Below are 24,145 nucleotides of genomic sequence, written 5' to 3' on the forward strand. Positions count from 1 at the left end.
ATACTTATTACTTAATATAGGCACTTATTATAGGGGCTTACGTATAAAGACTCATAGCCATTATAATTATTAAAAGTTATTAGTAGTTAATAAATAGCTATAAACTGTCTTAACTATACACGCCCGTCGTAAACAAGTCCAAAATCCAGTAATCTCTGTGAAGATCTTCTGTCGACAAACCAGTAGCCTACAATAATCTATAGACCAGACAGTTACCTTCTCTATATTTAAAAAATTAACGCTTATGTTAAGATAAAACCTATAAGTTATAATTGCTTTACGTATTGATAACAATATATTATCGAATATGCTCTGAGGCAATATCAGCAATCGTTACCGACCTGTTTGTGTACTAAAACCCTGTCTAAAAGTAAGTAACCGTTACCTGACTTGCTAAAGACATACAATAACACGGTAAAAGTTATTATCATAAACAGCTACCATCTTATATATTAATAGCATGTTTTACTTATCGCAGCTGTTTTCCTATTACATTTTCATCTATATATTTTAAGGACAATTTTATGACTAACGAAAAGAACAGCCCTGTTATTGAGAGCACTGTTGTCAAAAAGAACAACACAGTAACTGACAATAAAGACACTAGTAACCAAACTAAGAACAACGATAAAGACAGCAATGGTCATTATGACTCTATCGCTGAGCTCAAACAGGCAACTGATATTGTCGATACTGAGGACGAATCAGCGGATGGTGATAAAACAGACAGTCAAAATGAAGAACAAGCACAGAAAAAAGCCAAGCTTAAAGAGGACTTGATTGAGGAGTCTAATGAGCTTAAAGAGCTTAATGCATTAGATACTACTGCCCATTCAAAAGCTGCTGACATCGATAACGATACTAAAGAAAACAACGTTACTGAAAAAGATGGCGAAAAATCAGCAGAAAAAGAGGCCGACTCTAAAAAAGCTAGCACTGATAAAGCTAGCACTGATAAAGAACACACAGATAAAAGCAACAGTGATAAAAAATCCGACAAAGCCGCGGTCAAAAAAACGCGTACCGCAGCTAAAAAGACTAATAGTACCAAACTCGTTTCAGGCCAGCATCGTGTTGCTATCTTAGGCGGCAACCGTATTCCATTTGCTCGCTCAAACGGCCCGTATGCCGATGCTAGCAATATTGATATGCTTACTGCCGCGCTTAATGGTCTGATTGAACGCTATAATCTGCAAGACGAGCAACTGGGCGAAGTTGTCGCTGGTGCAGTAATGAAGCTAAGCCGCGACATCAACTTAACCCGTGAGTCGGCACTCAATACCGCTTTAGATCCGCATACCCCGACTTATGACATCTCACAAGCTTGCGGTACCGGTCTACAAGCAACGTTTGCCTCTGCTAATAAAATTGCATTGGGCATCATTGATTCAGCCATTACTGGCGGCGTTGACACCACATCAGATGCCCCTATCGCTATCGGCGACGGTCTACGTAAAGTCATTATTAAGCTAGGCGCTGCTAAAAACAACAAGCAACGTTTGCAGGCATTGATGGGTCTTAATCCAAAAGACTTAATCGATTCTCCACAAAATGGTGAGCCACGTACGGGGTTATCGATGGGCGATCATCAAGCGATTACTGCGCTTGAATGGAATGTCAGCCGTGAAGATCAAGATGAGCTGACGTTTAATAGCCATAAAAACTTAGCACGTGCCTATGATGAAGGCTTTTTTGATGATCTAATCACGCCCTATAAAGGCCTGACTCGCGACAATAATTTGCGTCCAGACTCCACCCTTGAGAAGCTGGGCAAACTTAAGCCAGTGTTTGGTAAAAAAAATGCCAATCCAACCATGACTGCGGCTAACTCTACCCCATTAACGGATGGTGCTTCGTGTGTGCTATTGGCTAATGATGAATGGGCAGAAGCGCACGGCCTTAAGCCTCTTGCTTACATCGTGCATCAAGAAACGGCCGCCGTTGACTTCATTGGTAAATCTGGTAATAAAGAAGGCTTACTGATGGCCCCAGCATACGCGGTACCGCGTATGCTCGAGCGTGCGGGTCTTAGTTTACAAGACTTCGACTTTTATGAGATTCATGAAGCGTTTGCCTCACAAGTGTTATCAACACTAACCGCTTGGGAAGATGATACTTTCTGCCAAGAGCGCTTGGGACTTGATTCGCCATTAGGATCCATTGACCGTAGCAAGCTAAACGTGAATGGCTCATCACTCGCTGCCGGACATCCATTTGCCGCAACTGGCGGTCGTATCTTAGCCACTGCTGCTAAATTACTGGATCAAAAAGGCTCAGGTCGTGCCCTTATCTCTATTTGTGCCGCTGGTGGCCAAGGCGTGACTTGTATCTTAGAGAAGTAATAGCATCTATTTCTTATCTGATTGAGTTCTAAAACTTACCCTTTAATCGCTTGGTTAGAGGGTATTTTTTTGATTATTAATTGTAATTGTTCTTATAAAGAAATAGAAATAATGGATAGAATGAATAAACAATCATAAAGCATATAGCCGATCCAAAATAAAAGGACTACCCTATAAAAGGACTACGCTTGTAGCAACGTGCCATTTTTAAATTGGATTAACTATAGCTTGTTTTGCCTGAAGATTAGATTTTTAGGCTCAAGATTAGATATGCTAAAGTAAGTAGTAACAATAACAAATGAATCTGAACTGACTCATAAGGAGTTTACTATGGCGAGAATACCTTCAACAATTGACCCAAAATCTCTAACGCCGCAAGAACGTAGCGAGCTAAGCGCAGCTGAACAAAGTAACTTCATTGAGCGGATGGATAAAGAAATTTTTAATGATGAGCTGCGCCGTAAAATGCATGAAGATTTAATCGATACTTATGACGAAGAGCTTGAAAGCGAAGTAGATGATTATATACGCGATTTTCGTTTTGATGGCTTTGAGATGACTGAGCAAGACCGGCTTGATCGCCGTATGTATTTCCAAGAGCTGGTACGCTTGCAACGTGAGCTGATTAAATTACAAGATTGGGTGGTTGATCGCGGTGAGCGTATCGTAGTGATATTCGAAGGCCGTGACTCTGCCGGTAAGGGCGGTGCGATCAAACGCATTACCCAGCGACTAAATCCACGAGTTTGCAGAGTAGCGGCTCTACCTGCACCAACAGAGCGCGAGCAGTCGCAATGGTATTTTCAACGTTATGTAGCCCACTTGCCAGCAGCTGGCGAGATCGTGCTGTTTGATCGCAGCTGGTACAACCGCGTTGGCGTTGAGCGAGTAATGGGATTTTGTACCGATGAGCAGTACGAGGAGTTTTTTCAATCGGTGCCCGAGTTTGAGCGCATGCTAGTACGCTCTGGTATCCGCTTGGTAAAGTATTGGTTTTCGATCACCGATGATGAGCAGCATTCGCGCTTTATGAGTAGGATTCATGACCCACTTAAGCAGTGGAAACTGTCGGCAATGGACTTGCAATCTCGTCGACGCTGGGAGGATTATACTAAGGCGAAAGAGACCATGTTTGAGCGTACCCATATTCCCGAAGCGCCGTGGTGGGTAGTTGAGGGTAATAGTAAAAAACGTGCGCGCCTAAACTGTATCGCTCATCTGCTTGAGCAGATACCCTATAAAGAGGTGCCGCGTGAAGAGGTAGAGTTGCCAGATCGCAAACGTGATGATGAGTACTATCGCGAGCCTATTCCGGACGATATGTATGTGCCCCCACGTTATTAAAGGGAGCTACTACCAGAATATTATGACGATATAATATATACCATTGCCAAAAACTAAAGAAGACAAGTGCAGGCATTACAATGAGTAGGCTTAACGAGTCTGACACTCTTAGCTTACTCTTTGGCAATGGTATTACATAGTATAAGTAGACTGCAAACCATCAATTTTACCGACTAATAAGCGTTCAACTTCGTTCTTGATTCTTTGTCCTGCGACATCAGTGCCCATCTGTACGGCAAAACCTACTGGACGACTGGCTTGGGCTTTTTGATTGATCCAGACCACCTTACCATTCATTGGTAAGCGTTCACTGGAATTGGGCAGCGTAACGGCAATAAACACCTCATCACCCAGCTGCTGAACGCGGTTAGAGGGAACAAACAAGGCGCCATTACTTATAAAAGATAAGTAGCTGGCATATAACGTTGCGACATCTTCAATATGACAGGTAACAATCCCGCCACGTCCTGGCATTGCCATGATCCGCTCCTTAGATTAAATATGTTTATAAGTACGTTACAGTCAGTTCAACTACAGAAGCGCCAAATCTTGCATTAGCTTATCATAGCCAAATTTTTCTTGCACATTTTGTTGTAGTGACATTTTCGTCTGTTGTAAGCTAGTTGCTAATGCCTCTAACGCGCTATCGGAAGGTTGATAGTCTTTTAGTGCTGCCAACAAATTGACATCTTTTTGTACCGCCTTAAGCCCCAAACAGACACGCCGGATATCGAGTAACATCAGCTCGGACAACTTGATAAATTCTGCGATACTGAGCTGGTTTTGCCAATAGTCGCTTGCTGCCACACTACTACGTTTGCCACTACGTAGCGCTTGCCACGTGGTCAACCACAGTGCACGTTTGCTATACCATGCTGCCTGAGCTAAATCGATGGCCGCTAAAGGAGCGCCATTTGCCAATTGTAACAGCTGCTCAATCGCCTCAGTACCAACAGCTTCACGGTTGACAGTGCTACCCAACGCCTGGGTGACATACTCCAGTGCAACCATGGCATCAATAGATTGCAGTGCCAGCTGCTGGACACGGCTTTTAATAGTCGGTAGGAGCTGCGCAGGAGTATCACTAATAAGAAAAAGGTGGACTTGCGATTGCGGCTCTTCTAGGGTCTTGAGTAGAGCATTAGCGGCGGCAATGGTCATTTGCTCAGCGTGGTCTAACACACAAATTCGCATCCCTCGCCCGCCTTGATAGATAAAAGGCTGCAATGCACGGATGTCATCAACCTTTATCGTCAGCGCGGCATTGCTTACTGATTTGGCAGACTTTTTATCTGATTTACTCTTTTTTGTGGTGCTGCTTGATGCTTCCCTGCTATTAGCATGGTCGGCACTGATTGGCATAGTGATAATAGGCAACACTTGCAAGCTTGGATGAGTACCAGATCTGAGCCATTGACAGCTGTCGCAATCGCCACAGGCACCTAAGGGATGACTGCTACGTTCGTGACATAACAACCATGCCACTAATCGCCAAACAAACGCACGCTTGCCCATCCCTTGCATACCCGCAGCCAGCAGTGCATGCGGTAATGACTGCGGCGGTGTTAATACTCGATTAGTAAGCTGTGTCCATAATGCTTGCTGCCACGGTAATAGAGGCGCAAAATAGATACTATCTGTCATACTCGTTGTATCTGTCATGTCACTCACACTTACTGCTCCATAACTTGATAGGCACTTGGAATTCTCAATAATTTTAAAACTTATCTCAAGAACATAGCTTAGCTTAACTTATACTTAGGCTATTTATTTTATGTCGCTTCGAAATTCAGTTAAGCTCATAGCATTTAAACGGTCTAAATCTTCTTGAGTATCTACGCCTGCCGGTAACTGAAGCGCGGCCGCAGCGATAGCAATATTACCGCCATTTTCTAAAATCCGTAATTGCTCTAAGCTCTCAAGCATCTCAAGTGGCGTTTGGGGCCAGTGGACAAACTGCTGTAATAAGCTAACCCGGTAAGCATATAAGCCTAAGTGTCGATAGGCATGCTTTGGCGGTGGCAATTGTGATAGCTCTTTTGTTGATAAACCCTGACTCTTGCTTTCCATAGCCAGTGCTACATCACGATCGCAGGGTATAGGCGCACGGCTAAAATAGAGCGCGCGTTGCTGCTTGTCATGAGTTTGACTAACCACTTTAACTACCGATGGACACATAAAGGTATGATAATCGTCAATAGATTCATATAAAGTCGCCATGACGCTACCGCTATCTTGTACCAATAAGGTCTTGACCTGTTCTAATAGCAGCGGCGGTATTAATGGCTCATCGCCTTGCATATTGACCACGATATCATGATCTGCCCAGCCCTTAATTGCGGCGACCTCAGCTAAGCGATCTGTACCTGATGCGTGGTCAGCGCGCGTCATTACTACCTCATATCCGGCATCCATACATACCTTAGCAATACGCTCATCATCAGTGGCAATACACATATCATCGGCAAAATGGGCCACCTGCGCCTTTTCAGCTACCCAAAGTATCATGGGCTTACCGTGAATGTGCAATAGCGGCTTGCCAGGTAGACGTGTGCTTTTAAAACGCGCAGGAATGACAATATGAGTTTTGGCGGGCGTTACTGATGTTACGGCTGACGACATGATTAATTCCTATAATAAGTCATACAAATAGCTCATATTAAGAACTTATACAAAATTCTAGGTCGTGCTTATTGTGCTCTCTTTATCACTCTCAATGTGAATACCCAAAGTCGTTAATTGCTGATGTAGTTCATGATAGCAACCATCAGATAACACCGCTGTCACTGGCAATACCCATAGCCTGCTTATTAGTTCTTTGTAATCATCGTTGAGCGCTTGCTTAGTTTTGGCTTCCAACGATAATTCATTTATTAGTAGGGTCTTTATTTTTACCGCATCTTTGCTAGTGACGATGATTGGGTGCTGGGTATATTGCAACAGCTCAGCAAGGCTAAAATCATAATGATCAGGATAAGAGTGCGGGATAACGTCAAAGCCAAGCGTGCTGAGCGTATTAAAAAACCGCTGCGGATAGCCAATACCGCTAACCGCATGGACTTGACTGCCTTTAGTTGGTGCTGATTTATCAATTGACACTATCTTATCAGTTAATATCTTACTATCACTTAGCAGTTCGTTATTCACCTGAACACTAGATAATAAAGGTTGCCATAAAAGTTGTAAGCTATCTGGCTGTAACTGCATGGTTAAACGCGTACTTAAAGATTGATCGTTGTATTGATGGCCATATTTTTGATTGGCAGGCGTTACTGTGCTATTGGTTTTTTCATGATAGATCACATTAGCATTTTTTAGCCGCGACATTGGTTCCCGTAAAAATCCTGTCGGTAGCAGCTGCTGATTACCAAAACCGCGTGCCGTATCTACCACAATCCATTCAATATCTCGTTGCAACGCATAATGCTGTAAGCCATCATCCGCTATTATCAGCTGTAAATCAGGGTACGCAGCTAATAGCATAGTAATCGCTTGCTTACGATCGGGGCATACCGCCATCGCCGCGCCGGTCATATTAACAATCAAGCAGGGTTCATCACCAACTTCACTAGGTACACTATCTGCAGTGACTAATGCTGGCATTTTGTTACTATCACCACCATAGCCGCGACTAATGACCCCGACCTTTACCCCATGCTGCTGTAAATAACTGACCAAAGCTATAATTAGTGGCGTTTTACCACTGCCACCGACCGTAATATTACCGATTACCATCACAGCAGTGGGCGCACGATAGCTGGAAAATAACCCCGTTTTGTAGGCCTGACGCCGCAACATCATTAGCAAACTATATAGCCAGCTAAAAGGCAGTAATAGCCATAACCAAGCAGCTTGACGTTGCCATGCACGGGTCATTGTCGTTTCAATGCTCATGGGCTACCACTTCACCTATCATTGCTTAATTATGGATTATTGTACTGTCATTTATTAGAAATTTGACCACGCGTCTTTATTTAGCAGCTTTTAAATTATCTGACGTTTAAAAGACTATTTATTACTTAACGGTCCTTTAATAACTGGCTATTCAATCGTTTTATCAAAAGCAAAAAGCTACTCAAAATCTCTTTCATACATTTGCGCGTAATGACCTTGCTTTTGCATCAGTTCGCTATGCGTACCAATCTCGACAATCTGGCCGCCATTCATCACTGCGATGCGGTCGGCGGATTCAATAGTGGTTAAGCGATGAGCAATGACTAAGGTCGTGCGATTTTTCATGACATTATCGAGGGCTTGCTGGATGAAATATTCAGACTCATTATCAAGCGCGCTGGTGGCCTCATCTAAGATTAAAATGGGCGCGTCTTTTAGAAGAGCACGAGCGATAGATAAACGCTGACGCTGTCCACCAGACAGCTGAAGACCTTCCGCGCCAATCTCACTCTGATAGCCGTGCGGCATTTTCATAATGAAGTCATGAGCAAAAGCATCTTTAGCTGCAAGCTCAACTTCAACCTGTGTTTTTTGCGCTAAGCTACCATAAGCAATATTATTAAATACGGTGGTGTTAAACAGTACCACTTGCTGATTGACCATCGCAATCTGCGAACGCAAACTCTCTAAAGTAATGTCCTCAATCGGCATACCGTCCATCGTAATTTGCCCTGAAGAAGTGGTTAGGGTGCGCGTTAGTAAGTTCACTAAAGACGACTTACCGGCACCACTACGACCAACCAATGCGACGGTTTCGCCTGCCCGTATGTCTAAGTTAAAGTCTTGTAAGGCCACAGTCGAGTCTGGGTAGACCAAGCTGACATTCTCCAAATGAATCGCGCCTGATAGGGCCGGATTAAGTTTCCCTGTGTCCTCTTCTTCAGGCTCGTCGATGAGCGCAAATATAGACTCACCAGCAGCAATACCTTTTTGCAATTTTTGATTAACATCCGTCAACGAGCGCACCGGCTTGCTGAGCAAACCTGCCGCCGCAATATAAGAGATGAACTCACCTGCTGAGATGTTATCAATGACTGCAGGACGTAGCGCAAGCCACACCACTACGGCCATCGCAATTGCCATCAATAGCTGTACCGCTGGCGTATTAATGCTGTTAGTAACGACTACCTTCATGCCTTGGCGTAGGTTCTTTTTTGAAGTAGCGTCAAAACGCTTCGCTTCATAAGCTTGCCCGCCATAATTTTTGACCACCTGATAACCGCCAATCACCTCATTAGTGATGTGACTGACATCACCCATAGTTTCTTGGATGCCCTTTGACAGTTTGAGATAGCGCCTAGAGGCAATACGAATCAGCCATAATATTGGCGGTAACACTAAAAATAAAATTAAGGTCAAACGCCAATTGCTATACAGCAAAAAGCCCATCAAAGCTAAGACCGTTAAACCATCACGCAACAAGGTCTTCAACGAGTCGGTACTGGCAGCGGTCACCTGCTCCACATCAAAGATAAGCTTAGAAGATATCGTACCTGCTGGATTGGCTAAATAGAACGAACTCGGTAAGCGCAGTAGTTTATTAAATACCTGCACCCGCAGCTCATAAACCAGATTCCGCGATACTAAGGCCGTATAGTAGTTACCTAAAAAGCTACCCACACCGCGCACAAAGAATAGCGCGATAATAATGAATGGAAATAAATCTTGCTTGCTTTGGTCGTTTTGGTTGATAGCGTCAGTGATGTATTGCAATAATTTAGCAATCCAAATCTCGGTTCCCGCATTGATGGCAAAACCGACAACGGTTAGCATCAGCGCCCACCAGTACGGCTTTAGATAGCTCAGCAAACGCAGTAAGGTCTTGTGCTTAGGTGGACTAAGTGGCGGTGCTGGTGTTTTTTTAATAGAAGTCTTTGTAGAGTCAGATTGACGAGCTTGGCTCATAAAAGCCTCAATTCGGATATAAATACGTGAGTTTTTCACACTTAGAGCGTGGCGGTATATAACGTCAGTAGCATGCGTATAAAACAGCAATACAAGACGTTTTGATCAACGGTTTAAATACGACAGTTGACCGCAGTAATGGGCGATAAAGTATAGCATTTTGTTATTAAGAGTATCTGTACTGGAATGATGTAGCATTTGGACAGTTCGCTCCAACCACAAAATCGCTCATAAAACCCAAACGAAAATTATTGTGGTAAAGTCTGGCCGAGTGGTACCACTGTACTGATATTTAGATTTAAAAACCCCAGTTTACCAGCGATATCCATCACCCGCACTACCGATTGGTGAGTCGCGTTGGCATCCGCGGCAATAACAAACAGCATGTCACGATTGCTGCCCGCCTCTTGCTGTAGCATATTGGTCAGCTCAGCCTCACTACTACTAGCGAGGCTAATACCGTTAACCAGATAGCTGCCATCTTCTTGCACAGCCACCTCAATACTGTCCTTTTGCTCCATCTGTGCCACACCCTCAGCTTCAGGAAGGATAATATTTAAGCGGCTAAAATGATTAAACGAGGTCGCAAGCAGCAAGAATATAATCAAAAACAACAAGCAATCAATCATTGGGGTCAGATTAATTTCAAGTGGCTCGACGGTAGGTTTTCTAAAGCGCATAGCAGTCTCTTCAATGTATAGTTGAGCGCCTTTAAAACGAATACAGTATGGCTGGGAGAAATTTTCGAAGCCTCTGGGTTGCCGCAATCGCACAGCAGGCTAGAAAATTTTTACCCGCTATACGAAATCATATGTGTATCCATTTTATTTGGTACTGACTATACCTAATAGGATATGTCTAATACAATTATCAGCATCAATAGACAGCTATTAAAAAGTAACCGTCGGATTTTAATCTAGACCTACTGTGTCACTGAAGCGCCTATCGTCTGAATCGCTATACAATGCTGAATTATGAGTGGAAATAGGTACGGATGGCTTATGAGCACTATCTAATAGCTGATAATCATATAAATCTTGAATCATAAGCCCTGCTTGAGTCTCAAACTGGGCATTAATATCAATAATACGACGCTGAAAATAGCGATAGGCGACCAGCGCTGGTATCGCTACAATCATGCCCGCGGCAGTGGTGATCAAGGCTTGTGATACACCGGCTGCCAGCAACGTTGGATCCTGCATTGCACCGTCGGTAATCGCCAAAAACGAAGATATAATCCCTAGTACCGTTCCCAATAATCCTAGCAGCGGCGCAATCGCACCTATGGTGCCCAGCATATTAATATTCTTTTCTAACTGGTGAACTTGTACGCTGGCACGATTCTCCATATGCATGGTCATCGACTCTAGACCATATTGGCGATAGAGCAAACCGATCGCCAGAATATCACCCAGTGCGGTTTTTTCTTTGACGTTCATCAGCTGCGTACGCCCAATATCACCGTTTTCGCGCAAACGCGTAATCAGCTGTTCGCGTAATCTAGCCGGCGCGATTTTATTGAACTGTAAGGTATGGCTACGCTCAATAATAATAACCAGAGCAACTATCGAGCACACAACAATAGGCGTCATCAGCCATCCGCCCGCTTTTACCAACTCCCACATAAACAACTACTCTCTTTTATATTCTGGTAAAACAATACTACAAAATCGCTTAAAACCTAGAGGGTTATGGCGACTTGTTTATTATTGTGAGTAATACATTAGGCTAATAAAAGCAGACGAACAAATAAATAAACATTAAGCCTGCGCTTCTAGATATTTAATTAAAGCGGCAAACTCATCTTGATTGTGAAAAAATATCTCAACACTACCCTGACCGTCTTTTTTATGTTTAAGCTTTACCTCTGCCCCTAGCACATCTGTCAGACGCTGAGTTAAACGCTCAGCATCATGAGTCTGCGCTTGCTCAGTACGGCTAGCCTTCGGAGCGGGTTGTAAGATTGATTTGACTAATTTTTCAGCTTCACGGACGGTTAAGTTCCCATCAATGATTTTTTGAGCGATGATAGGCTGCTGTTCAGACGATAACGCTAACAGCGTCCGCGCATGACCCATATCCAGCGCACTAGCCGCCAGATGATCTTTAACAGTATCGTGTAGCTGATTTAATCGTAATAAGTTCGATACCGTCGTCCGCGCCTTACCAACAACCTCAGCAATCATGGCATGACTCATACCAAATTCAGTATGAAAGCGCTGTAATGCTGCGGCTTGCTCAATCACAGATAAGTCTTCACGTTGAATATTCTCGATCAGTGCCAGCGCGATGGCCAGCTCATCAGATAGCGCACGTTCAATCGCTGGGATGACCGTTTTACCGGCCATTTTTGCGGCACGCCAGCGGCGTTCACCAGCAATAATTTCATGAGTAACGATCGCAGCGCTTTTGTCTTCGTTTGCTAGCAAGGGACGAATAACGATCGGTTGCATGACACCATGCTGTTCAATAGAAGAAGCCAACTCTGCAAGAGCCGTTTCGCTCATATCACGGCGCGGTTGATATTTACCCGCTTGCAGTCGCGTCACCTCTATTTGCACTAAGCTTATTTGATCTTCATTGCCGCTATTGTCTATACCGCTGCTACGGTTCCTAGTCCCATTACGGACCGATCGTGGCGGACGGCTACTCGAACCACTAGCTTCTTTAGCAAGCTTTTCATAAGATTTGTCACTGGCTTTTTCGCGAGAAATTCCGCGACTGGTTTTGGTAGGCTTATTTGCGTCCAAGGTCACTTCTGGTATTGACTCTGAGGCCGCATTTGACAAGGTGTCATCATGCGCAACCGTATCATCTTGTAAGGCAGAGGCGGTAATTTTCTTTTCTTTTTTGATTGACCCTAGTAAGGCATCTAAACCTCGATTGGCAGCCAACCCTCGTTTCTTCGCCATGATTACCTATCCTCTAACGCTAAAATAAAAGCCAAATGATTGTTAATAAGTGCTTATTGGTGACTGTATTAATTAATAAATGCGAAGATTAACACATGTACTGTTTAATAATTTATTGTTTAATCGTTGTTTAATCGATTTTTAGCATAATTTTTACAGAATACTGTTTTAGCCTATTGTTTTTAAAATACTATTACCGGCTTTGCTTAATAACCTCAGCAGCTAGCTTTAGATAAGCTTGTGCGCCTTTTGAGCTTTTTTCGAACGCCAGTACCGGCATACCATGGGCTGGTGCTTCAGCCAAACGGATATTTCTTGGAATATGTGTTTTGTACATGATATCGCCAAAATGCGCATCAAGCTCAGCAGATACATCATTGGCCAAGGTATTACGCGCATCGAATAAGGTTCTGACCACACCGCGTATATACAGCTTAGGATTCAGCTCCGTTAAACGCTCAATTGTCTGTGATAAATCTGCTAGACCTTCCAGCGCATAATACTCACACTGCATCGGAATAATGACCCCATCAGTGGTCACTAACGCATTAATAGTCAGTAAGTTCAAACTTGGTGCGCAGTCCATAATAATATAATCATAAGGCTTTGTTTTACCGTTGACTTGGTCAGTCACTAGATCCGCCATAGCCGTCTTCAATAACTCATGGCTATTGGTTTGACCCATTAAGGTAATGTCCATACCTGCCAGCTCACGATTAGCAGCAATAACATCAAAGCCTGCTGGACTTTTGACAATAGCCTCTTGAAGCGATACGCCATCAAGTAGCACATCAGTAATCGTCAGTTCAAGGTCATTCTTATCAAGACCAGTACCGGTAGTGGCGTTACCCTGTGGGTCTAAGTCAATCAGTAGTACGCGCTTGCGCTTGGCAGCCAAACTCGCGGTCAAGTTTACCGCCGTCGTGGTTTTACCAACGCCGCCTTTTTGATTCGCAATTGCTATGATTTCCATACACTCACTCAATTTAATTAATATAACGCTCGACGCTTATTCTTAAGCTTTCTTAATCTAGTGCTTTATCCACCAGCATCTCTGACTTCATAGCCAGTTTCATAGCCACTTACTTGCCCATAACTTAGACACTTTTATGGGACAGTTCAATCAAATGGCGGCTATCTTCTAAACGCGGTACAGTAAGCTTGATAGTCTTAATCTGCCAGTTTTGATCCAACGCTTGTAACTCTTCAACAGTCGGTTCTTTGCCTTTCATCGCACACAGGCGACCATTATCTGCTAAGCGCGGTTGAGCTGCCTCTACAAAATCTATCAAGCTGGCAAAAGCCCTAGAGGTGACCACGTCATACTCAGCGTCATGCGCTTCAATCCGAGCAGCAATCGGTTGCACATTGGTCAAGCCAAGCTCACTACTGATCTGTTTGATAAAGCGTATCTTTTTCTGATTGCTGTCTAAAGCCGTACAATGACGCTCAGGCTGACAAATCGCGATAATGACTGCAGGTAACCCTGCGCCAGTACCGATATCTAACAAAGACCCAGTCGGTAAATGCGCTATAATAGCCAAGCAATCGATGACATGCTTAATCAGCGCCTCTACGGGATCGGTAATAGCGGTTAAATTATACGCTTTATTCCATAATAAAAGCTTATCCAAGTACAACAATAGGGTGCGCTGCTGCGTGTCGCTTAGCGGTAGCGCCAACGTTTGCACTGACTGAGCCAATATGTCAGCAAGCATCGGCAACTGCGTGCTAAGCTTAACAAAGCCAGTCGGGTCAATATTAGAGAGACTCGCGCTGTTAGTAGAGTTGACAGAAGACTTAGCAGATGCTGACATAGAACAAGTTATCCCGTTTTGGCATGTGAACCGCCTATTTTATCATGAGGTCGGCGCGTTGAATAGTTGCAGATTGCGCCAATGTCCGCCATCTTATACTATCTTCGTGGTTATTAATGACTTATTCGTCTTTTGTCGTACTAAACTTATAATGCTAAACGGCACTTAATCCTCTATTTGACATACCAACACAATATTTTAGATACGACTTAGAAGCGTCATTTATTGTTTATTAGTCCTACTCAAGACCGACAATGAACAGCTTATTTTTACTTTTTTACCTTGAACCAATCATGATATTTACTACTAATCCTTCTATTTGCTATACCTAACTTTTTTGATGACTCACTATACGCCCATGAACGAAAAGCTAACTGAACAGCCAAATACTATTATGACTCAAAGCCCTAAATATATGACTCAAAACTCAAAAGATTATAAAAATATGCTAGCTTCTACCGTTGACTTAACTGAAACTGAGCAAACCTTGCCGCCTACCCCTGATCCTATATTTGTAGAAGTGAACCAACGCTGCCAAATAAGTGCTGATCGGCTCAAACGCTACAGTGACTCTAAAACGCTACCGAGGGATACGCGCACTGCACCAGATTTAGATATCGGCTTTGGGCAGCAACGTGCGCTCAAGGCGCTACAGACCGCACTCGATATCAAGGCTAGCGGCTATCATGTGTTTGCTGCTGGCGAAAATGGATTAGGCAAGCGTACCGTTATAAGGCGCCTACTACAACGTATTGCTGCAGACGCGCCGACACCTGATGATTGGGTTTATGTGCACAATTTCACCGACCCTCGGACTCCAGTAGCATTACGCCTGCCTGCTGGTCAAGCGGTGCTGTTGCAACAGCAGGTCAATAACTTATGGCAACAGGCCAAAAAGCGGCTAACTCAGCGCTTTCGTAGTGATCAATATCAAAGCAAAATAGAGATTATAAAAAACGATACCCATCAAAAAGAGAGTTACGCTTACGAGGCGCTAAATGCTGAGGGTAAGCAGCATGACTTGACGCTGACCTTTCGTCCATTTGATAATAAAGCGGTCTTTGTGCACCCCAGTCAACTGACAACAGAAAGCAATAATACGGTTGACGACTGGGTCAATAATGATGCGAAAAAGGCTGCTAGTAATAAGCACTCAAAGACTCAAACAACCTTAGATAAAGCGAAAAATTCTAGCAAAGATATTGAAAATAATAACGACTATGAAGCTGAACTCAATAATTTCGCTCAAAAGAATCATATGCAAAAGCGACTCAATCAGCTGACCATAGAATTAGAACAGCTAGAAGATGAGGCCAATGACGCTATAGAAGTACTGCATCGTAATATTGCCCGCCGTGCGCTACAGCCTTTGTTCACACCTATTCGTGAGCAGTTTGCTCTACTACCGTCTGTCATTGATTGTCTTGACGCAATGTTTGCCGATATGGTTACCCATGTCGAGCGTATTGTGAATGGTGATGATGAAGAGTTTATCGCAGCAGTATTGGCAACCACGCCAAGCCGTTACGCAGTAAACGTCATGGTCAGCCATCCGCCTGAAAACGGGGCACCAGTCATCTTTGAAGACTTGCCCACCCATTTAAACTTGCTCGGTCATGTTGAGCAAATCACCCAACTTGGCACAGTCACCACCGATGTCAGTATGATTCGTGCGGGTGCTTTACATCGTGCTAATGGCGGCTATTTGTTATTAGAAGCCAGTCATTTACTTGAGCACCCCTATGCCTGGCAAGGGCTAAAACGTGCGCTACAATCGCGCAAAATCAAGCTATCAAGCCTTGAGCAAATGCTGACCTTAACAGGTAGCTTATCCTTAGCTCCTGCACCGATAGAACTTGATATTAAGGTGATTTTGTTAGGGGAAGCGGATTTATATTATGAGTTGTTAGAGCTAGAGCCCGAGTTTGACGCGGTGTTTAAAGTACGCGCTGACTTCCATGATGATGTCACTCGCACCAGCGAGCATGAACTGGCCCTCGTGGCAAAAATGGCTGATATTATCGATTACGCCAACCTCTATCCGTTTGATAGTAGCGCTCAAACGGCTCTGCTTGAACATCTAAGTTTGCAAGCGGAAGATCAAGACCGCTTAAGCCTACATAGTGACCGCTTAATTAAGCTGCTGCATGAATCTAATCGTCATGCCCGTCTCAACGATCAAAATATCGTTGATGCCAACCATGTTACCCAAGCCATTGCCGATATGGATGAGCGCTCAGGCTATTTGCGCGATCTGTACTGGGACGAGCTCAAAAACGGCCAGCAGCTCATTAACACTCAAGGTCAAGCGGTCGGTCAGGTCAATGCCTTGACTGTAGTCAGCTATGCGGATAGTGAGTTTGGTATGCCAGCGCGTCTAACGGCAGTGATTCAACCCAATATCGGTGCTGGTGATATTCTCGATATTGAGCGCGATGTCGATTTAGGCGGCAGCTTGCACGCCAAAGGCATGCTGATTATGACCAGCTATTTACGTGCGCTATTTAGCCAGCATCACGCGCTAAATTTTAGTGCCTCTTTAGCGTTTGAGCAAAGTTACGCGCATATTGATGGCGATAGCGCCACTGTTAGCGAGGCCTGCGCGTTATTGTCAGCCTTAGCAAACGTGCCGATCAATCAAGCATTTGCTATTACTGGCTCTATGAACCAGCTGGGTGAAGTTCAAGCGGTTGGCGGTATCAATGCAAAAATAGCAGGCTTCTTTGATGCTTGCCGTGAGCAAGAATTAACCGGACAACAAGGCGTGGTCATACCGATGGCCAACGTCAAGCAGTTAGTGCTACGTGATGACATCATCGATGCCGTTGAGGCAGGATGCTTCCATATTTATGGTGTAAATACTCTTAGTGAAGCCTTAACTCTAATGACTGGGCTACCTATCGATAGCATGAATAAAAAAAATCGCTACCGCAAAGGAACCTTATTTGGCAAGGTTCTAAGCCGCTTGACGCTATGGGATGACAATCAAGACACGGCTGATGATGCGGATGATAAAAAATCTAATAAAAAAGCCAAGAACAAGCGCAAAGCTAAAAAACAGAAAAAAGAAGATAAGAGAAAAAAAGAAAAAAACAGAAAAGAGCGAGAGGATGCAAAGGACCGTACAGAAGGCGATATAGAAAGCAATAACTTAGAAATATAGTTTAATTTTTAACCCTACTGCTATGATGTGATGTGATGTGATGTGATGTGATGACTAGGGTAGATTTAATAGTACTCTAGGCAATAGGTCTGTGAGCAATAGTACTTTAAATAATAGCTCCTAGACGCTACTGCCCTTTTCTGCGATGATAAACAAACGACAATCAGCCTGACAGATAGAAAGAAGAACAGAAAGACCTCGATACTAGGACTGACTTCATAAAGGTTATCTCTTAATGACTGTACAAAATACTGACGCCGATAGTCCCCAAAATCAGCCCTCTCATGATGAGCAGCAGTCTGGTACGCTGCCAACTCCAGCTAATAACGTCTCTGAGGACACGCCTGATAGTCGACATGGTGCGGCGACTACTGCGCGTCAGTGGCAAGTGCTATCACAGCTACAGCGAAATCGCTGGGTAGGTACTACTCATGTTTATGAGCAGCTCATATTAGCCGGATTTGATATCAGTTTACGCACTGTTCAAAGGGATTTGAATGCGTTGGCCAAACGCTTCCCTATCGAAAAAAACAATGCCAATCCACAAGGTTGGCGCTGGAAAGATGATGCACCCTTGCAAAGCTTACCGCATATGAACCTATCACAAGCGGTCGCCTTTAACATGGTCGAAGCCAACTTAACCCAATTGCTACCGCCGGTTATTTTAGGAGAGCTGTTTCCCTGGTTTGATTTGGCGCGGCGACAGCTCAAGAATAGCAAGGTAACTCATTCATGGATTGACAGAGTACGTATTGAGCCCGCCACCCAGCCCTTGATTGCGCCTCATATTGATTTGGACAGCAAAGACAATATTTACCATGCTCTATTTTATCAGTTACAAATTAGAGCCTGCTATACCCGCAGCAATAAATCACAAGCCAGCGAGTATGTCTTAAATCCCATTGCTATTATTCAGCGCGGGGTCATTATCTACTTGCTCGCTACCCGTACCGATGATCCAGATATTATTATTCGTACCTTTGCTCTACATCGATTTGCCAGTGTTGAGGTGCTTGATAGTACCGCACAGACTCCTGATAACTTTCAACTCGACCGCTATCTGGACGCTGGCAGTATGGGCTTTACCCATCCGCTACTGAGCCAGCTGCCCGACCATGGCAAAAATACGGCTATCGAGCTGCAATTTACCAAAAAGGCCGGCAAGAGTCTTACTGAAAGTAAGCTAAGCGAGGATCAAACGGTAACGACGAATACCGATGATACCCTGACTATAAATGCGACCGTCAATTTAACCTCACAGCTGGTCTGGTGGTTACGCGGTTTTGGTAAAGGTCTATTAGATGCCAAACCACAGCTGCTTCATCAAGTCGTATTAGATATAGAATTAGCTGAAGAGCTATCATTATAGTTGTTTGTTTAGATGTACCGACAGAACTAACGCATATAGTTAATACAAAATAAAATGCATACGTTAGTAATCAGATGCAGTTGGGAAGAATTTCTCCTAGCCACACTGTCTCTGTTTTAAAGTAGATCGACTATAGCCATCACTTATAGAAAACCCTAAAAAAAACAAATTAAAAATTAAGAAGGACTATTATGCCGACTACTACCTCACTACCGCTGCTTTCAGACAGTTTAAACGGGCTTGGCTTGACGGCTGATACCTTATTTTTTGCTTTAAACTATGAATTTACTAAGACCGAACCCAAAGGTATGCTGAAGCGCTTTAAAGAAAATCAAGGCGCGATTGATATCGATCTAGCTTGCGTACTGTATGATGATAATTGCACCATAAGCGACTTAGTATGGTTTAAGCAATTACGCGATAAGAGCGAAACGGTACGCCATCAAGGCGATAGCTTAGACGGTAAAGACCGCGGCGAGCAAGCTATGTATCATGCACCGTTAGATCAAGAGCAAATCCGCATTTATTTAGATAAAATTCCGGCACATATTAGCCACATTGCTTTAATTGCCAGCTCATACTTTGGTCAACCATTCAAAGCCGTTGATAATGGTGAGATCCATCTCAGCGACGATGAAGGCAACCGCGCTTTTGAGGTAAATCTAAAGCAGCTACCACGTGACTGTAGCACTATTTGGGTGGCAAGTTTACGCCGAGAAGTTGACGATTGGCATCTAACACTACAAAATTTACCTCTTCCCGCAGACGAGCTGCCCAAGGCGGCACAAGAAGTTGCACACGAACTAGCCCGTGCCTTGCCTGTTCCACAAGGGGTTGGCGGCTAATACTATAGTTGAGCCACTTTAAAACGAACACAGTATGGCTGGGAGAAATCTTCAAAGCCTCTGGAGTGACGCAGGCATACAGCAAGCTAGAAAAATTTCGGCCAGTAGCACGTTGTTGTAAACGTATCTCTTTTATTTTGAATCAACTATACCTAAATCAATTTAGTCTAAAGCCTCACCACAATGCGGGCAGAAATTCTTTTTTCGCACTTCTTTTTCGCGCTGCTCGAGTGCTTGCTCACGCAGTACTTGTAACACAATATCTTGCGCTTGCTCTTTATCCAGCCCCAGCTCACGCCGAATTTTTTCGACCATCGTCTGGTTCTGTACCAAATCAAAGTCACCATCGACCAAAAACTCACGAAACTGCTGCTCGAGCTCATCACGGCGCTGGGCAAGCTCATTGGCAAGCCCAGTGGCTAGGATACCAGCCGGTAGCGCGGCTAGACCCACGCCTAATATCGTGATAACCGCCCCCAAAATCTTGCCGGCGTTAGTAATCGGCGTCACATCCCCGTAGCCTACCGTAGTCAGGGTAACTACCGCCCACCACATAGCTTTCGGTATCGATTCAAACTCTTCTGGTTGGGCATGGTTCTCAACCAGATAGATACCGCTAGAAGCGGTGACAATCATGATAATCAAAATAAAAATAACGGCTTGAAACGAGCCTCTCTCTTTACTAATGACCACCAATAAGATACGTAGCGAGGCAAAATAGCGCGTGAGCTTAAGGATACGAAATAGGCGAAGAATTCGTAAAAAACGCAAATCGATAGTGACAAAGAAGTTCAAAAATGCGGGGGCGATTGCTATTAAGTCGATCAACGCCGAAGGACTTTTTAACCAATCCCAACGCTGGCGCCACGTAGTGCTATTGGGTTTTGCTTCACCAATACTCCATAAACGCAGCAAGTATTCAATAGAAAAAACTAAGATTGAGAAGTTCTCAAACCAAGTAAAATAGTTTTGATAAGGGTAATACCACTGATCGACAGATTCAGCAATCACTGCAGCCACATTGGTCATGATTAAAAGAATTAGAAAATAATCAACGTAGCGACTAAAGAGCGTGTCATGCTCATCATTTTGTAAGATATTATAAACAAAAAGACGCAAGCGCCGTATAGATTGGAATAGCATGCCGTCCCTTAGCCGTATAATACCGTGAGAATATGAGTAAAAAGCAGGTGGTAATCAGTCAAAAAACCAAGTTACAACAATAATTCAGAACATGTAAATAAAGGTGCAAGCAGAGAATAGCAAAGTAAGGAATATAAAAATAAAAATAAGAATAAGAATAAGAATAGCTTTGAGTCCACCGCAGAACGATTAAACCTAAGGCTACTTATGACAGTTCTACGATAGCTACGCTGATTATACAAAATTTTCGTAGTAAATGTAGACCAAAGCTAGCAACAGTAGCCCCATGATAACCAGAGCCCATTGTAAAACTCGCTGCGTAACCCCTGTGCGATTGCTTATACGCTGAACAGGTAATAAAAACAGACCACATTCAGGACAACAGAGGTCAATTTGGTTTAGTACTACCGCCGATCGCGCATTGGCACAGCGAAGAGGAGAGTTACTACAATAGCCGCGCATAATATATAGCCAACCCTTTTATAAGGTATAGGCAGAATACGATACAAGCAAAAATAAATTAATAAAACACCTATAATTGTAACTTATTATGCGAATAATACCAGTTTCTATCCATAACCCTACAATTAGTAAGGAATTTGTATTATAATAAATTCAAGGTGTTACTGGTTAGCTCATAACTACAACATCGTGTATCGATAACTAATGTCATCCCTCATTAGAATTTTATCGATAATCATTTATTACGTTGAGGAACCAATGATGAAACTACAATCCCTAGTTTTAGCCGCTGCCGCTGCACTTACGATGACCACTGCTTTTGCTATCCCTGCTGGTACTTGGTCAGTTGCTGCTGGTGCACACTATGTTGACCCTAAAAGTGATAATGGTAGTGTCTTAGGTGGTGCATATGACGTTGATGTTGACGGCGATGTGCGTCCAACAGTCAGTGGTGAATACTTTATCGCTAATAACGTTGGTATCGAATTACTAGCTGCTATTCCTTTTCATCATGACTTTACGCTAACTGATGCTAGCGGTAATAAAATTGGAGGTAAGACTCAGCATTTACCACCTACCCTTTCTGTACAGTATCATTTTGACGGCTACAATATGCCGATGAATGTGAAACCATTTATTGGCGTTGGGGTCAACTATACTACTTTCTTCGATGAGAAGATCAATCTTAGTGGTGCTGATTTAGACCTTGATGACAGTATTGGTGTAGCCGGCCACATCGGTCTTGATATCCCATTCGCGGCGACTGAAGCTTTCCGGATTGATGCCCGCTATATGGACATCAAAACCGATGCCAGCTTGAATGGTGCAGATATTGGTGAAATAGATATCAGCCCTTGGGTCTATGGCGTTGCTTTTGTTAAACAGTTCTAAGATAGCAATGACTTTAAACCAAAGATTTTGAATAAAAAAGCTGGCTCTATGCTGGCTTTTTTGTGTTTTTCATTTAAGGATTTCAGTAACTCAAAACTCAAAACTCTAAATAAGACCCATAAAAAAAGACCATCCGTAGACAGTCTTTTTAGTAGTGTTAATTTGCTAAATAGCTTCTATCAAACAAATTTTACCGAAAAATTTATAGTAAGATACGGCGCGGATCCGCCAATAAGCTGGCAACATAGCGAGTGAATACAGCAGCATCAGCACCGTTAATGACACGGTGATCATAAGATAAGGACAGAGGAAGCATAAGGCGCGGCTCAAAGACTTGCTTATCCGCATTCCAGCGTGGCTGCATAGTGGCTTCTGAAGCCCCTAATATACCCACTTGTGGAAAGTTCACTAACGGTGTAAACGCAGTACCACCTAAAATACCTTGGCTTGAAATAGTAAAGCTAGCCCCTTGTAAATCCTTAGTATTTAGCTTTTTATCGCGAGCTTTTACCGCCAACTCACCAATCTCGATGGCAATCTGCTTAATGCCTTTATCCTGCGCATTCTTGATAACCGGTACAATCAGACCATCATCAGTGGCTACTGCAATACCCATATTCACGCTTTTTCGCAAGATAACTTGGGTATTGTCATCACTTAGATGGCTGTTAAAGCGTGGGTGCTGAGTGAGCGCATAAGCCGTTGCTTTGACAATAAAAGCTAAAATAGTCAGGCCAATACCTTGCGCTTTCATGCCACCTTTTAGCTCGCCACGTAACTTTTCAGTCTCAGTGATGTCCGATAAATCAAACTGCGTCACTTGCGGTAGATAAGTATTATAGTTAAGCTGCGGTATCGACACTTTTTGTAGACGGCTTAAATCTTGCGTTTCCGTCTCACCCCAAATCTCGACATTACTCATATCAGGTAATTTCGGTAAGCCTGAGCTTACTGCACTACTGCTAGTAGGTGCCGCTTGCTCGGTAGTCAGATTGTTTTTGACGTGGTCGAAAAGATCTTCTTTTAAGATACGATCATTCAGCGCTGAACCATTCACTTGGGTGATATCCACACCCAATTGACGAGCAAGTTTACGTACCGCAGGACCGGCGTAAACTTCAGCAGACTTCTCGTTAACCTGAGATTCAGTCAGCTTATTACCATCTGTGTTCGCCACTGCATTATTGGTTGCAGGCGTCGACTTAACCGCTGCTTGCTTAGGCTCACCAGTCGTTTGCGATGGCTTAGATGCTTTGTCAGTACTGGCTTTTGGTTCAGAACTAGCAGTCTTAGACTCATCAGCATCAGACCTGTTATTAGTACTGCTGCTAGTATTGCTATTGTCAGCTTCTGTGCTACTACCAACGATAATAATAAAGTCTTGACCGTTGGCAACCATATCACCGGCCTGTACTAAGATTTTTTCAATCTTACCCGCTTCTGGCGCCGGCACTTCAACTGAAGCTTTGTCAGATTCAATCAGTAAAATTGACTGATCAGCAGTGACCATATCCCCTTCACTAACCAAAATTTCAGACACTTCTGCTTCATCTACGCCTAAATCTGGTAGCGCGTGAGTGGTTGCTTTTCCAGCTCCAGCAGTAGGCTTGTCATCAGGTTTGGACGAGCTTGGCTCATCTTTAGCACCCTCAGTAGAGACATCAGTTTCTTTATCAGCGCTCGACTGTTCTTGCTTTTCAGCTTTAGGCGCTACTGTATTGTCTTTATCAGCCTCTTCACTGCTGTCTGAGCTATCACTAGCAGCATCGCTATCCAGCTCAATAAGTACCATCCCTTCGCTAATCTGATCGCCAACAGCGACGTTGATCTTGGTGATTTTCCCAGCAGCGGAGCTCGGTACTTCTACCGAGGCTTTGTCAGATTCTAATAAAATGATGTTGTCGTCTTTTGCGATGACATCGCCAACCTCTACCATAATCTCACTGACTTCAGCGCTATCAACACCCAAATCGGGGGCTTTAATGTCCATCCTTACTC

Annotated in this window: 18 protein-coding genes; 6 read left to right on the plus strand and 12 right to left on the minus strand. The window is 43.7% G+C overall.

What is annotated here, in order from left to right:
* Positions 1-524 precede the first annotated feature (524 nt).
* Both JMX97_RS00235 and ppk2 read left to right on the plus strand, forming a co-directional pair.
* Complete coding sequence (locus JMX97_RS00235; protein WP_227671376.1) at positions 525-2,342, plus strand: acetyl-CoA C-acetyltransferase; 1,818 nt, start codon at positions 525-527, stop codon at positions 2,340-2,342.
* Positions 2,343-2,672: 330 nt separating this feature from the next.
* Positions 2,673-3,686: a polyphosphate kinase 2 gene (gene ppk2 / locus JMX97_RS00240; RefSeq protein ID WP_265089420.1), complete on the plus strand. Its 1,014-nt coding sequence runs from the start codon at positions 2,673-2,675 to the stop codon at positions 3,684-3,686.
* A 132-nt stretch (positions 3,687-3,818) separates the two neighbouring features.
* On the opposite strand, the gene JMX97_RS00245 is transcribed toward ppk2, so the two are convergent.
* The 10 genes from JMX97_RS00245 to rsmG form a co-directional block, all read right to left on the minus strand.
* A complete protein-coding gene (locus tag JMX97_RS00245; protein ID WP_201553940.1) occupies positions 3,819-4,166 on the minus strand; it encodes a PilZ domain-containing protein in 348 nt (115 codons plus the stop codon).
* A 51-nt stretch (positions 4,167-4,217) separates the two neighbouring features.
* On the minus strand, positions 4,218-5,348 hold the full coding sequence (locus tag JMX97_RS00250; protein WP_201554073.1) for a DNA polymerase III subunit delta': 1,131 nt from the start codon (positions 5,346-5,348) through the stop codon (positions 4,218-4,220).
* A 105-nt stretch (positions 5,349-5,453) separates the two neighbouring features.
* Positions 5,454-6,308, minus strand: coding sequence for a 3-deoxy-manno-octulosonate cytidylyltransferase (gene kdsB / locus JMX97_RS00255; RefSeq protein WP_201553941.1), 855 nt, complete (start codon positions 6,306-6,308; stop codon positions 5,454-5,456).
* Between the two features lie 57 nt (positions 6,309-6,365).
* The gene (lpxK, locus tag JMX97_RS00260) at positions 6,366-7,580 is read right to left on the minus strand and encodes a tetraacyldisaccharide 4'-kinase (protein ID WP_201553942.1); all 1,215 of its coding nucleotides are present in this window, start codon (positions 7,578-7,580) and stop codon (positions 6,366-6,368) included.
* Positions 7,581-7,757: 177 nt separating this feature from the next.
* On the minus strand, positions 7,758-9,545 hold the full coding sequence (gene msbA / locus JMX97_RS00265) for a lipid A export permease/ATP-binding protein MsbA (RefSeq protein ID WP_201553943.1): 1,788 nt from the start codon (positions 9,543-9,545) through the stop codon (positions 7,758-7,760).
* Positions 9,546-9,793: 248 nt separating this feature from the next.
* Positions 9,794-10,225 (minus strand): ExbD/TolR family protein, encoded by a 432-nt coding sequence (locus JMX97_RS00270; RefSeq protein WP_201553944.1) that lies wholly within the window; start codon positions 10,223-10,225, stop codon positions 9,794-9,796.
* Positions 10,226-10,456: 231 nt separating this feature from the next.
* Positions 10,457-11,170, minus strand: a complete 714-nt coding sequence (locus JMX97_RS00275; RefSeq protein WP_227671373.1) for a MotA/TolQ/ExbB proton channel family protein — start codon at positions 11,168-11,170, stop codon at positions 10,457-10,459.
* Between the two features lie 135 nt (positions 11,171-11,305).
* The gene (locus JMX97_RS00280) at positions 11,306-12,457 is read right to left on the minus strand and encodes a ParB/RepB/Spo0J family partition protein (RefSeq protein WP_201553946.1); all 1,152 of its coding nucleotides are present in this window, start codon (positions 12,455-12,457) and stop codon (positions 11,306-11,308) included.
* Between the two features lie 193 nt (positions 12,458-12,650).
* Positions 12,651-13,430: a ParA family protein gene (locus JMX97_RS00285; protein WP_201553947.1), complete on the minus strand. Its 780-nt coding sequence runs from the start codon at positions 13,428-13,430 to the stop codon at positions 12,651-12,653.
* Positions 13,431-13,554: 124 nt separating this feature from the next.
* Complete coding sequence (gene rsmG, locus JMX97_RS00290; protein WP_201553948.1) at positions 13,555-14,274, minus strand: 16S rRNA (guanine(527)-N(7))-methyltransferase RsmG; 720 nt, start codon at positions 14,272-14,274, stop codon at positions 13,555-13,557.
* Between the two features lie 415 nt (positions 14,275-14,689).
* Here rsmG and JMX97_RS00295 point away from each other — a divergent pair, with 415 nt between their 5' ends.
* The 3 genes from JMX97_RS00295 to JMX97_RS00305 all read left to right on the plus strand — a co-directional run bounded on the left by JMX97_RS00295 (position 14,690) and on the right by JMX97_RS00305 (position 19,651).
* The gene (locus JMX97_RS00295) at positions 14,690-17,437 is read left to right on the plus strand and encodes an AAA family ATPase (protein WP_413786378.1); all 2,748 of its coding nucleotides are present in this window, start codon (positions 14,690-14,692) and stop codon (positions 17,435-17,437) included.
* Between the two features lie 235 nt (positions 17,438-17,672).
* Entirely contained in the window at positions 17,673-18,806 is a 1,134-nt protein-coding gene (locus JMX97_RS00300; protein ID WP_201553949.1) for a helix-turn-helix transcriptional regulator, read from the plus strand.
* 191 nt (positions 18,807-18,997) lie between these two features.
* The gene (locus JMX97_RS00305) at positions 18,998-19,651 is read left to right on the plus strand and encodes a TerD family protein (RefSeq protein ID WP_201553950.1); all 654 of its coding nucleotides are present in this window, start codon (positions 18,998-19,000) and stop codon (positions 19,649-19,651) included.
* 162 nt (positions 19,652-19,813) lie between these two features.
* Here the strand turns inward: JMX97_RS00305 and JMX97_RS00310 are convergent, their stop codons facing one another.
* The gene (locus tag JMX97_RS00310; RefSeq protein WP_201553951.1) at positions 19,814-20,794 is read right to left on the minus strand and encodes an ion transporter; all 981 of its coding nucleotides are present in this window, start codon (positions 20,792-20,794) and stop codon (positions 19,814-19,816) included.
* 723 nt (positions 20,795-21,517) lie between these two features.
* Between JMX97_RS00310 and JMX97_RS00315 the strand changes: the two genes are divergently transcribed.
* Positions 21,518-22,147 carry an OmpW/AlkL family protein gene (locus JMX97_RS00315; RefSeq protein WP_201553952.1) on the plus strand — a complete coding sequence of 210 codons (630 nt, stop codon included), beginning with the start codon at positions 21,518-21,520 and terminating at the stop codon, positions 22,145-22,147.
* Positions 22,148-22,349: 202 nt separating this feature from the next.
* Here JMX97_RS00315 and JMX97_RS00320 read toward each other — a convergent pair whose 3' ends face one another.
* Positions 22,350-24,137 (minus strand): 2-oxo acid dehydrogenase subunit E2, encoded by a 1,788-nt coding sequence (locus JMX97_RS00320; RefSeq protein ID WP_201553953.1) that lies wholly within the window; start codon positions 24,135-24,137, stop codon positions 22,350-22,352.
* Between the last annotated feature and the right edge of the window lie 8 nt (positions 24,138-24,145).

The sequence above is a fragment of the Psychrobacter sp. 72-O-c genome, assembly GCF_904846605.1.
In the GTDB taxonomy this organism is placed as follows: Bacteria; Pseudomonadota; Gammaproteobacteria; order Pseudomonadales; family Moraxellaceae; genus Psychrobacter.